Here is a 15,151-nt window from a genome sequence, read left to right as displayed (position 1 = left end):
TCGCGTTGCGATGATGTATGCCGGAGTCATCTCGAATGATCCGATCGGTTGGGGGACCGCCTTGATGGCGCAGAAGAATGGCGGCGAGCTCAATCCGGCGCCGATCGTTGACCAGGATGTCCGCCTCTCGACCCTGTCGCGGCTCGTTGGCTTCATCATCGCGCTCGTCATCTGCGCGGTCGTGCTCATCGTCTTCAACGACCTTTTGAGCCCGAACACTCTTCTCGGACTGCTGGGCGTCCTCGCGATGATCGGCGTCGGTTTCCTGTTCGCCGCCGCCATCGGCTTCGTGCATCTGGCTGGTCGTTCCACGTCGGACAGCCTTTCGCGCGCGCTCATCGACAGTTCAGCGGAAGGCACCATCGTCACCGACGCCCGGGGCCGCATCCTCTACGCAAACCGAGCCTATGCCGAATTGACAGGCGCGACGTCACCTGAAGAAACGCGCACCATCGAAGCGCTGCTTGCCGACAGCCCGGAGGCCGCCCAGGTCATCTACAAGCTCGCGACCGCAATCCGAGACGGGCGCAACGCCGACGGCGAGTTCCGCCTGCCACGCCCGCTACGTGCCGGAGGCGAGGGCGGCGCGCGCTGGTATCGGGCATCGGCCCGCACCTTCCGCGTCCCCGAAATGCGTCAGCCGGCCGCTCTTTGGACGCTGGTCGACATCTCACAGGAACGCGCCGAGCAGGAACGCTTCTTCCTCGACCTTCAAAAGGCGATCGATCATCTCGACCACGCGCCGGCCGGCTTCTTCGCCTCCGACGCCTCCGGCCGGCTGACCTATCTCAATGCTACGCTCGCCGACTGGCTCGGCATCGACCTCGCCAACTTCGTGCCCGGCGCGATCCGCCTTTCTCAAATCGTCGCCGGCGACGGCATGGCGCTGCTCTCGTCGGTCAAGGCCGAGCCCGGCTCGACGCGCGACGCGGTGGTCGACCTCGACCTGATGGCGGTCTCGGGTGCGGCGATCCCCGTGCGCATCATGCATCGTGTGGCCAGTTCGCGCGACGGCGTCGCCGGCACCAGCCGCACCATCGTGCTCAACCGCGCGGAGGGCACCGACAGCTCCGCCGAACTGCGCGCGTCAGAAATCCGGTTCACGCGATTCTTCAACTCGACGCCGATGGCAATCGCCGGCATCGACGGCGAAGGACGCATCCTGCGCACCAATGCGCCCTTCTTGTCGCTGTTTTCCAGTGTCGTGGACCGCGATGCCATCGACGGTCGCGCGCCGCTCGACCGGGTCATCCACGCACGCAACCAGGACGCTTTCCGTGCCGCGCTCGAAGCTGCCAAGCAGGGTCAGGCCGACATCGCCCCGATCGACACCGTTCTGCCGGGCAACGAAGAACGCTACCTTCGCTTCTACGTCAACGCCGTCGCCGACGCCGGTGGCGAGGACGGCGCCGAGGAAGCCGCAATCGTCTATGCCGTCGAGACGACGGAGCAGAAGGCGCTTGAAGCGCAGATGGCGCAGAGCCAAAAGATGCAGGCCGTGGGCCAGCTCGCCGGCGGCATCGCGCACGACTTCAACAACGTGCTCACCGCTATCATCATGGCGTCCGACCTTCTCCTGACGAGCCACCGCCCGTCCGACCCGTCCTTCGCCGACATCATGAATATCAAGCAGAACGCAAATCGCGCGGCCTCCCTCGTGCGCCAGCTTCTCGCCTTCTCGCGCAAGCAGACCTTGCGGCCCGAGGTTCTCAACCTTACCGACGTCCTTGCCGACTTGCGCATGCTGCTCGTCCGCCTTGTCGGGAAGGATATCCAGCTCTCCGTCGAGCACGGCCGGGACCTGTGGCCCGTCAAAGCGGATATCGGCCAGTTCGAGCAGGTCGTGGTCAATCTGGCGGTCAACGCACGCGATGCGATGCCCGAGGGCGGCATGCTTGCCGTCCGGACGCGCAACGTGACGTCTGCCGACTGCGCCGCCTTCGGCTATCGCGAACTCGCGCCGGCGGATTACGTCATGGTGGAGGTCGAGGATTCGGGCAGCGGCATCCCGCCAGAAGTCATCTCCAAAATCTTCGAGCCGTTCTTTACTACCAAGGAAGTGGGCAAGGGCACCGGCCTTGGCCTGTCCATGGTCTACGGCATCATCAAACAGACCGGCGGCTACATCTTCTGCGATTCGGAAGAGGGCACCGGGACGACCTTCCGCATCTTCCTGCCGCGGCATGTCGCAGCCAAGGGCGAGACGGCGGCCGGAGAGGCTGCGGCCGAGCAGGCGCCGCCGGCAAAGCAGAACGGTACGGCCAAGGATCTGTCCGGCACCGCGACCGTCCTCCTCGTCGAGGACGAGGACGCTGTGCGAATGGGCGGCGTCAGGGCCTTGTCGTCGCGAGGCTACACGGTCCACGAGGCCTCGTCAGGCGTCGAGGCGCTGGAGATCTTCCACGAGCTGGGCGGTAAGGTCGACATCGTCGTCTCGGACGTCGTCATGCCCGAAATGGACGGGCCGACGCTGCTCGGAGAACTCCTGAAAATTCAGCCCGACATCAAGTTTGTCTTCGTGTCGGGCTATGCGGAAGACGCCTTCGCCAAGAACCTGCCGGCGGAAGCCAAGTTCGGGTTCCTGCCCAAGCCCTTCTCGCTCAAGCAGCTGGCGACCGTGGTCAAGGACATGCTCGACCAGCCGTGAGGCTATTCGGGCAGCTTGACCGTGACCTCGATCGATTCGTACCAGGCCGCCACGTCGGCGATCTGCTGGTCGGTCAGTTCCTTCACCACGACGGTCATCATCGGGTTCTCGCGCTTGCCATCCTTGAATGCCTTGAGCTGTGTCGACAGATAGCCGGCGCTTTCGCCGGCGAGATTTGGCGCGATCGGCAGCTTTGCGATGCCGTCGATGCCGTGGCAGGCCTGGCACCGCGCGGCGACCTTGCGGCCTTCCGCCGGGTCGGCCGCCAGCGCGCCCGTCGTCAGAAGGGCGAGCGCGCCCGCGATCGAGATTGCAGTCTTCATGAGTGCTCCTGGATGTGTGGCCGTGCCTCCCGGGCGTGTGCCCGGAAGGTCGCCGGCGATTAGTGCTCAGTTTCCGTAGGAAATGCGGTAGATCGCGCCGACGAGATCGTCAGAAACGAGGATCGAGCCGTCGCGCAGTTGCGCCACGTCGACGGGCCGGCCCAGATATTCGCCGTTCTCGTCGAGCCAGCCGTCAGCGAAGACTTCCGTTTCGCCGGCGCTGCCGTCTTCGTTGATGGCGGTGAACATCACCCGCGCTCCGACAGGTTCGGTCCGGTTCCACGAGCCATGCTGGGCCGAGAAGATGCCGCCGCGATATTTCTCCGGAAACTGATTGCCCGAATAAAAGGTCATGCCGAGGTCGGCCGCATGAGCGTCCATCTCGACGGCGGGCATGATGGCGCCAGCCGGCGGTTCCTCGCCCTTGTATTCGTTGGTGCGGACCGATCCGCCCCCATACCAGGGGAAGCCGAAATGCTGGCCCGCCTCGGTCTGGCGGTTGAGCTCGCCGGGTGGAATGTCGTCGCCCATGCCGTCGACCTGGTTGTCGGTGAACCAAAGTTCGCCGTTCGCCGGGTTGAAGTCATGCCCGACCGAGTTGCGAACGCCATGCGTATAGACCTCGCGGCCCTTGCCGTCCTGACCGACGCGGATGATGCCGCCGAGGCCCTCGCGCTCGTAGAGTTCCTTCTTCTCGGGCGGCGGAACGTTGAAGGGCTGACCGAGCGAGATGTAAAGCTTTCCGTCCGGCCCGACGCGGCACACGCGCGCCGTGTGGTTGAAGGAAACCTCTGATTCCGGCACCAGCGTCTCCATCACCTTGAATGCCGCGACGTCCGGGCTCTCATAGAAGAACTCGGCGGCGGGATAGGAGAGAACCCGGTTCTGCTCGGCGATGTAGAGAACGCCCTCCGGCGAGAAGCACGGACCATTCGGGATCGACATGGCAAGCGAGGGCGCGAAATCCTTGACCTCGTCCGCTACCCGGTCCTTGTCGCGGTCGGTCACGGCCCAGACTTTGTTCTTGCGCGTACCGATGAAGGTCACGATACCTTGCGGGCCGACCGCCATGTGCCGCGCATCGGGAACGATCGCATAAAGATCGATCTTGAAGCCACTCGGCACGCGCACTTTTTCGACGATTCGGCGGATCGCCTCGGCCTTCTCACCGCCCTGTTCGATAACCTCGAACTGGGTGGTTCCAGTCGTCTGGAAATTGCTCAACCGCTCAAGATTTGAATCCTGTGTCTGCGCATAGGCGAGCGTCGACGCGCTCGTCATCATCAGTGCTGCTGCAAGCAGACTTGTCTTGTTCATGGCTTCCTCCCAAATTACCTTACGGAAGGAAGATCAGACCCGGCGGTTGAACAGTGGTGGTAGCGGGCTACTACACGAAAATTATGCCGCCTCGTGCCGCAGCGCTTCCAACTCGGTGTCCAGCGGCCGGTGACCGCGCAGGTACAGCGCGCAGGTCGTGCGCAGCATCGAGGCGAAGTTTGGAATCTCGCCATTGATCTCGATCGCCTCGTCATAGAGCTTCGACAGGAATTTCGGCGTCGACAGCCCCTGCGACTGGGCAATCTCATCGAGCAGCAGCCAGAACGTCGCCTCCAGCTGGATGCTGGTCGAATGACCGCCTATTCGCACCGACCGGTTGACCGGCCGGTAACCTTCCGGATCTTGTCCAGCGAACACCCTGCACATGACATTTTCCTCCGCGATACCGTTTTTCTTGTACGTCCAATGACCCCGTAGCGAGCACGCCGCCCCGCAATATTTCAAGTGTCCGGGATGGGCGGGACGAGAGCAAGTCGTACTTTAGCACGGCGTTTCGTCGCCCGCTTCATCCGTAGTAGCCCGCTGCCACCAAAGCTCGCCCGGACGCACCATAATCCTATCCGAACAACAATGCGGAGGCCGATTTGGCGAAAGCAATCCATTCGATGATCCGAGTGCTGGAAGAGAAGCGTTCGATCGATTTCTACAGAACGGCCTTCGGGCTCGAGATCGCGGACAGGCTCGATTTCGAAACGTTCACGCTGGTCTACCTGCGCAATGTAGAGGCCGATTTCGAGGTCGAACTGACGATCAACAAGGGCCGGACCGACCCTTACGATCTTGGCGACGGGTATGGCCACATAGCCTTTTGCGTCGACGATCTCGACACCGAGCACGCGCGGTTCAAGGCAAGCGATCTCGCCCCGCGCGACATCGTCGAATTCAAGAACGAGGGCCAACTCATCGCCCGCTTCTTCTTCGTCGCCGATCCCGACGGATACAAGATCGAGGTGCTGCAACGACACGGACGATACACATGAGTTCACGGCCGCGCGGGGAGGCGCGGCCGTAGCCAGTCAATCGCGCCAACGGGCGCGACCAGCAAGCCAGGGAGGAAACCATGGTCACAGTCTATCAACGAGAGCCCGGCAGGGGCCCCGGTCTATCGCGGCGCGCCCTCCTGAAAGGCAGCGGCGCCGCTCTCGTCCTCGTCGTGACGGGCAGTGCCGTCATCAGTCCGCAGCAGGCCTGGGGTGTCGAACCTGCGGCCTTGAATCCCGAGACGATGGCAACGCTCATCCAGATGGCGCGCGATGTATATCCGCACGATCATGTGGCCGATCGCTTCTACGCTATTGCGATGAAGGATCACGATACCAAGGCCGGCAGCGAAGCGGCCCACAAGGCACTCATCGAAGCCGGCATTGCCGATCTCGACCAGCGCGCGGGCGAGGGTGGATATCGCGGTGTCGGCTGGGAGGAAGACCGCGTGAAGCTGCTCCAGGACATCGAGGCGACGCCCTTCTTCCAGGCGGTTCGCGGTGGAATGGTCGTCGGGCTCTACAACCAGAAGGATCTGTGGCCGCTGTTTGGCTACGAGGGCGAGTCGTTTTCGCAGGGTGGCTACTTGACCCGCGGCTTCGACGATATCGAGTGGCTTTGACCCGCTCGACCTGACCATCCAGCCATAGACAGGTTTCCGGGAGGATATCATGCCTGCTCCTTATGCACTTACCGACGACTCGGTCGTCGTCATCATCGGCTCTGGTGCCGGCGGCGGCACGCTGGCCAACGAACTTGCCCAGAAGGGCGTCGACGTCGTCGTTCTCGAAGCCGGGCCGCGCATCGAATATGAGGACTTCATCAACGACGAATGGGATTCATTCGGCCAGTTGGCCTGGCTCGACAACCGCACCACGTCCGGCGACTGGCGGGTGTCGAAGGACTTTCCCAATCTGCCGGCCTGGATCGTCAAGGCGGTTGGCGGCACGACGACGCACTGGGCCGGCGCGTCGCTGCGTTTCCAGGAACATGAATTCAAGACCCTGACCAACTACGGCCCGGTCGAAGGCGCCAATCTTCTCGACTGGCCGATCACCCTTGCCGATCTCGAGCCCTATTACGCCAAGGCCGAGGACAAGATGGGCGTGACCCGCACCAACGGCATCGAGGGCCTGCCCGGCAACAACAATTTCAAGATCCTGAAGGCGGGGGCCGACAAGCTCGGCTACAAGGATTGCCATACCGGCAACATGGCCATAAATTCGGACTTCCGCGACGACCGCATGGGCTGCCAGCAGACCGGCTTCTGCTTCCAGGGCTGCAAATGGGGGGCGAAATGGTCGACGCTCTACACCGAGATTCCCAAGGGCGAGGCGACCGGAAAGCTGGAAGTGCGGCCCGACAGCCACGTCATCAAGATCGAGCACGACGATACCGGCAAGGTGACAGGCGTCGTCTATGCCGACAAGGACGGCAACCTTCAGCAGCAGAAGGCCCGCATCGTCGCCGTCGCCGGCAACTCGATCGAAAGCCCCCGCCTGCTCCTGAATTCGGCCTCGTCGAAATATCCCGACGGACTTGCCAATTCGTCGGGCCAGGTCGGCAAGAACTACATGCGCCACACGACGGGCTCGGTCTATGCCGTCTTCGAGCAGCCGGTCCACTTCTACCGCGGCACGACCATGGCCGGCATCGTCCGCGACGAGGCCAGGCACGATCCCTCGCGCGGTTTCGTTGGCGGATACGAGCTGGAGACACTAGCGCTCGGCCTGCCCTTTATGGCCGCCTTCCTCAATCCGGGTGGCTGGGGACGATCCTTCACGTCCGCGCTCGACAAGTATGACCACATGGCGGGGATGTGGATCGTCGGCGAAGACATGCCGCAGGAGAAGAACCGGATCACCCTTCATGCCGAACTGAAGGACAAATACGGCATGCCGATCCCGGACGTGGCTTTCACCGACCACCCGAACGACACGGCAATGCGCAACCATGCGTACAGCCAGGGCATGGCGCTCTACGACGCGGTCGGCGCGACCCGCACCTTCCCGACGCCGCCCTATCCCTCGACCCACAATCTGGGCACGAACCGCATGAGTGAGAGTCCGGAGGACGGTGTCGTCAACCAGTGGGGCCAGACGCACGACATCGCGAACCTTTTCGTCTCCGACGGCAGCCAGTTCACGACCGGCGCGGCTGAAAACCCGACGCTGACCATCGTGGCGCTCGCCATCCGCCAGGCAGAACATATCGCAAACGAGATGTCGTCCGGCACGATCTGAACTCAATCATCCCCCGAGGACTTGGGCGATACTGCTTGCGGTGTCGCCCATTTTTTATGCATCACGTTTCTGCTGGCCATGTTGCCTATTTATTGTGCGTATTCGCGAGTTCACTGCGCACATCGTCTGCAAGCGAATTGCATTGTAGCGCGCTCCCAACCTCTCCACGTCCGTTGGCGCCCGCCCAAGCAATTGAAATCCCATGAGGACTTCACTTGCCCTCACGAAGGCGCCCGCTTGGCATGGCGTTTGCTCCACATATTGCGGTGCAAACAAGAATGCCTGGAGGCAATCATGAGGGGAATTCGTCAAACGCTAGCCGCGGCCGTCACCAGCGGTCTTTTAATGTCGGCGGCCGCCGCTCAGGACGAGCCGATCAAGGTTGGTGTTCTCCACTCGCTGTCGGGCACGATGGCGATTTCGGAGACGACCTTGAAGGACGTCATGCTGATGCTCATCGAGGAGCAGAACAAGAAGGGCGGCCTTCTGGGTCGCCAGCTCGAGCCTGTCGTCATCGACATCGCGTCCGACTGGCCGCTTGCCGCCGAAAAGGCGCGCGAGATGTACGAGGTCAACGGCGTCGACGCCGTGTTCGGTTGCTGGACCTCGGTCTGCCGCAAGTCGGTCCTGCCGGTGTTCGAGGAGCTCAACGGCCTTCTGTTCTACCCCGTTCAGTATGAGGGCGAGGAGAGCCAGCGCAACGTCTTCTACACCGGCGCCTCGCCCAACCAGCAGGCCATCCCCGCCGTCGACTATCTGATGGAAGAGGAAGGCGTCGAGCGCTGGGTGCTGGCCGGCACCGACTATGTCTATCCGCAGACCACCAACAAGATCCTCGAGGCCTATCTCAAGGACAAGGGCGTGGCCGCCGAAGACATCATGATCAACTACACGCCGTTCGGCCATTCGGACTGGCAGACGATCGTGTCCGACATCAAGGCGTTCGGCTCCTCGGGCAAGAAGACCGCGGTCGTCTCGACCATCAACGGCGACGCCAACGTTCCGTTCTATCGCGAACTGGGCAACCAGGGCGTCGCCGCCGAAGACATTCCGGTCGTGGCATTCTCGGTCGGCGAAGAGGAACTGGCCGGCCTCGACACCGCGCCGCTCGTCGGTCACCTCGCTGCATGGAACTACTTCATGTCGGTCGACACGCCGGAGAACGCCGAGTTCATCGAGACCTGGCACGCCTTCATCGGCGATGAGGAACGCGTCACCAACGACCCCATGGAAGCCCACTATATCGGTTTCAACATGTGGGTCGCCGCGGTCGAGAAGGCCGGCTCCACCGAAGCCGACGCCGTCATCGACGCGATCGTCGGAGTGGAGGTTCCGAACCTGACAGGTGGCACGGCTGTGATGCTGCCGAACCACCACATCACCAAGCCGGTGCTGATCGGCGAAATCCAGGACGATGGTCAGTTCGACGTCGTCTGGGAAACCGAGGACCTCGTCCCTGGCGACGCCTGGTCCGACTTCCTGCCGGAATCGGCCGTCCTCGAGGCCGACTGGACCGACCCGGTCAACTGCGGAAACTTCAACACCGAAACCGAAACCTGCGGCGGTGCGCAGGCAGCGGCGAACTGATCTGACGATCTGAAAATGAGCGAAGGCGGCCCCTCCGCCTTCGCGTCATCCTGACCCAAACCGGACTGGACGATGATCTTCACCGATTTCCTGCGCCGTCACGTGATGATGATTGCCGTCGCGCTGCTGGCAACCTGCGGCGGCGCGTCTGCCCAATCCGTCGAAGACCTCGTTCGCCAGCTTCCCAAAGGCAGTTACTCGGATCGCGCGGAAATCGTCTCCCAGATCGCCGCCACCGGAGACCCGCGCGCCGCAAACCTCCTCGACGCCCTTGCCGCCGGTGAACTGAATGTCGTCGAAGCCACGGGCCAAATAGTCACGCTATCCGGTCGCGGCGATCCGCTGGACGCTGTCGACGCACTGACCGGCGAATCCATAGGCGAGGTCGCGAAAGCTTCGGTCGAGCGCATTCGCGTCAACAATTCACTCCGCCGCGCCGTGCGCACCGCCGTTGGCCAACTCACCTTGATGAGCGGGGACGCGAATACCCGCATGACGGCTGCCCGCGCCATGTTCCAGGCCGGCGATCCCGACAATGTCGAACTGCTCGACGAGGCCATTGCCGAGGAACAGAACGCCGCCGTCCTGCAGGTCATGGAAGAGGCCCGCGCGGTCGCGATCCTGCGCTCCGATGCCGAGCCCGCCGCCTTCGCCGCGGCCGTCGACACCATCGCCGCGCGCGGCGACCGCCAGGCACTCGGAATCCTCCAGGCTGCGCTTTCCAGCGCCGATGCAGACGTCACACCGACCATCGAGAAAGGCATAGCCGACATCCAGGGCCGGCTGGCGCTGCTCGATGTGGGGCAGAACGTCTGGTACGGCGTCTCGCTCGGCGCGGTTCTGCTCCTCGCTGCCATCGGCCTTGCCATCACCTTCGGGGTCATGGGCGTCATCAACATGGCGCATGGCGAGATGGTCATGCTCGGCGCCTACACGACCTTCCTCGTCCAGAATTTCATCCGCGCGTCCTTCCCGGAACTTTTCGACTGGTCGCTCGCCTTCGCCCTGCCGGCGGCGTTCCTCGTTACAGGCCTGATCGGAATCGCAATCGAGCGGGGCGTCATACGCTTCCTCTATGGCCGCCCGCTCGAAACGCTGCTCGCCACCTGGGGCCTGTCGCTGATCATCCAGCAAGCCGTGCGCACCACCTTCGGCGCATCGAATCGCGAGGTCGGCAATCCGTCCTGGATGTCCGGCTCCTTCGACTTCTACGGCATCGCCATCACCTGGAACCGCTTCTTCATAGTCATCTTCGCACTCATCGTCTTCGCCGCACTGCTGCTGGTCCTCAAGCGCACCGCACTCGGCCTCCAGATGCGCGCAGTGACACAGAACAGGCGAATGGCATCGTCCATGGGCATCCGCACGCCTTGGGTCGACGCGATGACCTTCGGACTTGGCTCCGGCATTGCCGGGCTTGCGGGCGTCGCGCTCAGCCAGATCGACAACGTCTCGCCCAATCTGGGGCAGGGCTACATCATCGATTCGTTCATGGTCGTGGTCTTCGGTGGCGTCGGAAACCTGTGGGGCACGCTGGTTGGCGCGATGACGCTTGGCGTCCTGAACAAGTTTCTCGAGCCTTATGCCGGCGCGGTGCTCGCCAAGATCCTGCTCCTCGTCTTCATCATCCTCTTCATCCAGAAGCGCCCGCGCGGCCTTTTCGCGCAAAAGGGAAGGGCGGTCGAAGCATGATCACGCAATTATTCATCCGGGCGCTGGGGGCGCGGCTCTACTGGGTGGTCGGCCTGCTCCTCCTGGCGGCGATCCTCGTTCCCGTATCCAACCTGCTTCTGCCCATCGGCCATCCCCTGCGCGTGCCCAATTACATGGTCGCCCTGATGGGCAAGTATCTGACCTACGCCATGCTCGCCCTCGCGCTCGATCTCGTCTGGGGCTATGTCGGCATCCTCTCGCTCGGCCACGGCGCATTCTTCGCGCTCGGCGGCTACGCGATGGGCATGTATCTCATGCGCCAGATCGGTTCGCGCGGCGTCTACGGAAACGCCGAACTGCCCGATTTCATGGTGTTCCTGAACTGGTCGGAACTGCCCTGGTACTGGTGGGGCTTCGACCATTTCTGGTTCGCCATGCTGATGGTCATGGTGGTGCCCGGTCTGCTCGCCTTCGTCTTTGGCTGGTTCGCCTTTCGCAGCCGCGTCACCGGCGTCTACCTGTCGATCATCACGCAGGCGATGACCTATGCGCTGATGCTGGCCTTCTTCCGCAACGACATGGGCTTCGGCGGCAACAATGGCCTGACCGATTTTCGCGAGATCGTCGGCTACTCGATCCAGGCGCCCGGCACCCGCGCGGCGCTCTTTGCCGCAACTGCCGTCGCACTCGCGCTCTCCTTTGTCATCTGCAGCGCAATCACGAAATCCAAGCTCGGCAAGATCATGATCGCGGTGCGCGACGCGGAAACCCGCACGCGCTTCATCGGCTACCGGCCTGAATATGTGAAGCTCTTCGCCTTCGTCGTCTCCGCTGTCATGGCCGGCATCGCCGGCGCCCTCTACGTGCCGCAAGTCGGCATCATCAATCCGGGCGAATTCGCGCCGGCAAATTCGATCGAGATCGTCGTCTGGGCGGCCGTCGGCGGTCGCGGCACGCTGGTCGGGCCGATCATCGGCGCGATTCTCGTCAACTATGCCAAGACCTGGTTCACCGCTGCTTATCCAGACCTCTGGCTCTTCGCGCTCGGCGGCCTCTTCGTCGCCGTGACGCTGTTCCTGCCCAAGGGTATCGTCGGCACGATCGGGCGCTATTTCGAAGATCGCCGCGATACCAAGGCTGCTCGCGCGTCGGAAACGCCAGACCTGCCCGTCGTGCGTCCTGAAAAGCCGCCGGTCCGCCGTCTTCCGGGGGCCGATGCCAGCCCGCAACCGGCCGAGTGAGCGCCATGTCGAAATCCAACACGATCCTCTATCTCGACGGCGTCTCGGTTTCCTTCGACGGGTTCCGCGCGATCAACAATCTCTCGCTCGTGCTCGACAAGGGGGAGATGCGGGCCATCATCGGCCCCAACGGCGCGGGCAAGACCACGATGATGGACATCATCACCGGCAAGACGCGGCCGGATAGCGGCGAGGTCTTTTTCGACGGCGAAGTCGATCTGACCCGTCACGATGAAGCGGACATCGCCATCATGGGTATCGGCCGCAAATTCCAGAAGCCGACCGTGTTCGAAAGCCACTCGGTGGAGGACAATCTGCTGCTCGCGCTCAAGGGGCCGCGTACCATATTCCCGACGCTCTTCTGGCGCGAAACCGCCGCGGCGCGGCGCAAGCTCGATGGCATCCTCGAAACGGTGCGTCTGGCTGCACGCCGCGACGATCTCGCAGCCAATCTCTCGCATGGCCAGAAACAGTGGCTGGAGATCGGCATGTTGCTCGCGCAAGATCCCAAGCTCCTGCTTGTCGACGAGCCGGTGGCCGGCATGACTGACGCCGAAACCGAGGAAACAGCGCGCCTTTTGCGCGACATCGCCCGCACGCACTCGGTCATCGTCGTGGAGCACGACATGCACTTCGTCCGAGAGCTTGGCGTCAAGGTCACCTGCCTGCACGAAGGATCGGTGCTCTCCGAAGGTTCGCTCGATCACGTCAGCGCGGACCCCCGCGTCGTCGAAGTCTATCTGGGAAGGTGAAGCCATGCTGACCGTCACCGACGCCACCCTCCATTACGGCGCTGCTCGGGCATTGCGAGGCGTTTCCCTTACCGCGCATCCCGGTCGCATCACCTGCGTCCTCGGGCGCAACGGTGTTGGCAAGACCAGCCTGATGCGCGCCATCGTCGGCCATCACCGCCTGACGACGGGTTCGATCGATTTTGAGGGGAAGGTGCTCGACCGGAGCGCGCCGTCAGAGCGCGCCCGGTCGGGCATCGCATTCGTTCCCCAGGGCCGCGAGATCTTTCCACTCCTGACCGTGTGCGAAAATCTCGAGACCGGTTACGCGCCGCTGAAGCGCTCCGACCGCAACATCCCCGATCATGTTTTCGCGCTGTTTCCAGTGCTGAAGGACTTGCTCGGCCGACGAGGTGGCGATCTTTCGGGCGGCCAGCAGCAGCAATTGGCTATCGGCCGCGCGCTTGTCCTGCGTCCCAAACTCCTCGTCCTTGATGAACCTACCGAAGGCATCCAGCCGTCGATCATCAAGGATATCGGCCGCGCGATCCGCTACCTGCGCGATTCCGCCGGCATCGCCGTCCTCCTCGTCGAGCAGTATCTCGACTTCTGCCGTGAGCTTGCCGACGACATCCACATCATGGACCGCGGCCAGATCGTCCATTCGGGCGAAGCGCACGATCTCGACGATCCGCACGTGCGCCGCTTCCTTACCGTCTGAAGCGACCGAAGCCACAGCGCCGCAGCCTTCACCCGATCGCCGGCGTTTTTGCGCGGCAAGGGCTTGCGGCTTTGCCGCCTTCGTCTTACCCAACCAGTCGGCCTGTCAGACGAACCGGCCAGCCATCCGTTTCGCCCGACATCCTCAAACTCCATCCGAACACCCATGGAGGCGCCGATGATTGCCCACGACAACCAAACCGGCGGCGGCGAAGAGGCTCGGCCTGAAATCTACAATGAACACGGCGCGATCCGGCAGGACTTCATCGCGCGCATCACCGCTGCCATCGAAGATCAGGACGCCGACACGCTGAAAAGCGAAGTCTCTGGCTTCCACCAATCCGAAATCGGCGACCTTCTCGAAGCCCTGCCGGCCGAGGCGCGCCGCAGCCTTGTCGTTCTCATGGGTGACGAGTTCGACTTCACGGCACTGACCGAGGTCGATGAGGCGATCCGTCTCGACATCGTCGAGCATCTGCCTAACGCACAGATCGCGCAGGCTGTCCAGGAACTGGATTCGGACGACGCGGTCTACATTCTGGAAGACCTGGACAGGGAGGATCAGGACGAGATCCTCAAGCAGCTTCCGTTTACCGAACGGATACGGCTGCGCCGCTCTCTCGACTATCCCGAAGAGACCGCCGGCCGGCGCATGCAGACGGAGTTCGTTGCCGTGCCACCTTTCTGGACGGTCGGCCAGACGATCGACTACCTGCGCGAAGACAAGAACCTGCCGGACTCGTTTCCCCAGATTTTCGTCGTCGACCCTACCTTCCGGCTGATGGGCGCCGTCGACCTTGACCGCATCCTGCGCTCGCAACGCGGTGTGAGGATCGAGGACGTGATGCACGAGACGCGTCACGCGATCCCCGCGACGATGGACCAGGAAGAGGCGGCGCAGGAATTCGAGCAGTACGATCTTCTCTCCGCTGCCGTCGTCGACGAGAACGAGCGGCTTGTCGGCGTCCTGACCATCGACGACGTCGTTGACGTCATTCAGGAAGAAGCCGAGGAAGATCTCCTGCGCATGGGCGGCGTCGGCGACGAGGAATTGTCGGATTCCGTGCGCACCACATCGCGCTCGCGCGTGCCCTGGCTTCTGATCAACCTCGTCATGGCCTTTCTCGCGGCCTCGGTGATCGGCCTTTTCGACGCCACGATCCAGGAGGTCGTCGCGCTCGCGATCCTGATGCCCATCGTCGCCGGCATGGGCGGCAATGCCGCTTCGCAGACCATGACGGTCACCGTCCGCGCGCTCGCTACCCGTGACCTCGATATCTACAACGCCGGCCGCATCATACGCCGCGAAATGGGCGTCGGCTTGATCAACGGCGTCCTGTTCGCGGTGCTGGTCGGAAGCATCGCCGCCTTCTGGTTTTCCAACGACATCGGCATGGTCATAGCGGTCGCGATGCTGATCAACCTCTTTACAGCGGCCCTGGCGGGCATTCTCGTGCCGCTGCTGCTGGACAAGGTTGGCGCAGATCCCGCCGTCGCCTCCGCGGTGTTCGTCACCACAATCACCGACGTCGTCGGCTTCTTCGCCTTTCTCGGCCTTGCAACCTGGTGGTTCGGCCTTCTCTAGGTGTCGATCCTAGACGGTCGCACACCGCAGTGAGCCGGCGTAATTGACTTTTACGTAAATGCCGTGGCAGTCTCGGCTCGGTTCCAAAGGCTTGATCGGATA

General features: G+C 63.0%; 13 protein-coding genes. 10 read left to right on the top strand and 3 right to left on the bottom strand.

The annotated features are described in order from the left end of the window. The first annotated feature begins 64 nt into the window (after positions 1 to 64). Positions 65 to 2,647 carry a cell cycle histidine kinase CckA gene (gene cckA / locus GTK01_RS01710; protein ID WP_252924118.1) on the top strand — a complete coding sequence of 861 codons (2,583 nt, stop codon included), beginning with the start codon at positions 65 to 67 and terminating at the stop codon, positions 2,645 to 2,647. 2 nt (positions 2,648 to 2,649) lie between these two features. Here the strand turns inward: cckA and GTK01_RS01705 are convergent, their stop codons facing one another. The 3 genes from GTK01_RS01705 to GTK01_RS01695 all read right to left on the bottom strand — a co-directional run bounded on the left by GTK01_RS01705 (position 2,650) and on the right by GTK01_RS01695 (position 4,674). Next, positions 2,650 to 2,970, bottom strand: coding sequence for a cytochrome c (locus GTK01_RS01705; RefSeq protein ID WP_252924117.1), 321 nt, complete (start codon positions 2,968 to 2,970; stop codon positions 2,650 to 2,652). Positions 2,971 to 3,036: 66 nt separating this feature from the next. Next, on the bottom strand, positions 3,037 to 4,287 hold the full coding sequence (locus tag GTK01_RS01700) for a sorbosone dehydrogenase family protein (RefSeq protein ID WP_252924116.1): 1,251 nt from the start codon (positions 4,285 to 4,287) through the stop codon (positions 3,037 to 3,039). A gap of 81 nt (positions 4,288 to 4,368) precedes the next feature. Next, positions 4,369 to 4,674, bottom strand: a complete 306-nt coding sequence (locus tag GTK01_RS01695; RefSeq protein ID WP_252924115.1) for a ribbon-helix-helix domain-containing protein — start codon at positions 4,672 to 4,674, stop codon at positions 4,369 to 4,371. A 218-nt stretch (positions 4,675 to 4,892) separates the two neighbouring features. Between GTK01_RS01695 and GTK01_RS01690 the strand changes: the two genes are divergently transcribed. The 9 genes from GTK01_RS01690 to mgtE all read left to right on the top strand — a co-directional run bounded on the left by GTK01_RS01690 (position 4,893) and on the right by mgtE (position 15,049). After that, positions 4,893 to 5,288 (top strand): VOC family protein, encoded by a 396-nt coding sequence (locus GTK01_RS01690; protein WP_252924114.1) that lies wholly within the window; start codon positions 4,893 to 4,895, stop codon positions 5,286 to 5,288. 80 nt (positions 5,289 to 5,368) lie between these two features. Continuing rightward, positions 5,369 to 5,911, top strand: coding sequence for a twin-arginine translocation signal domain-containing protein (locus GTK01_RS01685; RefSeq protein ID WP_252924113.1), 543 nt, complete (start codon positions 5,369 to 5,371; stop codon positions 5,909 to 5,911). Positions 5,912 to 5,960: 49 nt separating this feature from the next. Further along, the gene (locus tag GTK01_RS01680; RefSeq protein WP_252924112.1) at positions 5,961 to 7,532 is read left to right on the top strand and encodes a GMC family oxidoreductase; all 1,572 of its coding nucleotides are present in this window, start codon (positions 5,961 to 5,963) and stop codon (positions 7,530 to 7,532) included. 294 nt (positions 7,533 to 7,826) lie between these two features. Next, the gene (gene urtA, locus GTK01_RS01675; protein ID WP_252924111.1) at positions 7,827 to 9,119 is read left to right on the top strand and encodes an urea ABC transporter substrate-binding protein; all 1,293 of its coding nucleotides are present in this window, start codon (positions 7,827 to 7,829) and stop codon (positions 9,117 to 9,119) included. 72 nt (positions 9,120 to 9,191) lie between these two features. Then, positions 9,192 to 10,811, top strand: a complete 1,620-nt coding sequence (urtB, locus tag GTK01_RS01670; RefSeq protein WP_252924110.1) for an urea ABC transporter permease subunit UrtB — start codon at positions 9,192 to 9,194, stop codon at positions 10,809 to 10,811. Beyond that, positions 10,808 to 12,013: an urea ABC transporter permease subunit UrtC gene (gene urtC / locus GTK01_RS01665; RefSeq protein WP_252924109.1), complete on the top strand. Its 1,206-nt coding sequence runs from the start codon at positions 10,808 to 10,810 to the stop codon at positions 12,011 to 12,013. The genes urtB and urtC overlap by 4 nt, the downstream gene beginning before the upstream one ends. A 5-nt stretch (positions 12,014 to 12,018) precedes the next feature. Continuing rightward, entirely contained in the window at positions 12,019 to 12,765 is a 747-nt protein-coding gene (gene urtD, locus GTK01_RS01660; RefSeq protein ID WP_252924108.1) for an urea ABC transporter ATP-binding protein UrtD, read from the top strand. Positions 12,766 to 12,769: 4 nt separating this feature from the next. Next, positions 12,770 to 13,465, top strand: a complete 696-nt coding sequence (gene urtE / locus GTK01_RS01655; protein ID WP_252924107.1) for an urea ABC transporter ATP-binding subunit UrtE — start codon at positions 12,770 to 12,772, stop codon at positions 13,463 to 13,465. A 177-nt stretch (positions 13,466 to 13,642) separates the two neighbouring features. Beyond that, the gene (gene mgtE, locus GTK01_RS01650) at positions 13,643 to 15,049 is read left to right on the top strand and encodes a magnesium transporter (RefSeq protein ID WP_252924106.1); all 1,407 of its coding nucleotides are present in this window, start codon (positions 13,643 to 13,645) and stop codon (positions 15,047 to 15,049) included. The last annotated feature ends 102 nt before the right edge of the window (positions 15,050 to 15,151 follow it).

The sequence above is a fragment of the Aliihoeflea sp. 40Bstr573 genome (assembly GCF_024105655.1).
Taxonomy (GTDB): Bacteria; Pseudomonadota; Alphaproteobacteria; order Rhizobiales; family Rhizobiaceae; genus Aliihoeflea.
The sequence above is the reverse complement of the archived record's forward strand: the minus strand, read 5'-3'. Positions and strand labels throughout refer to the sequence as shown.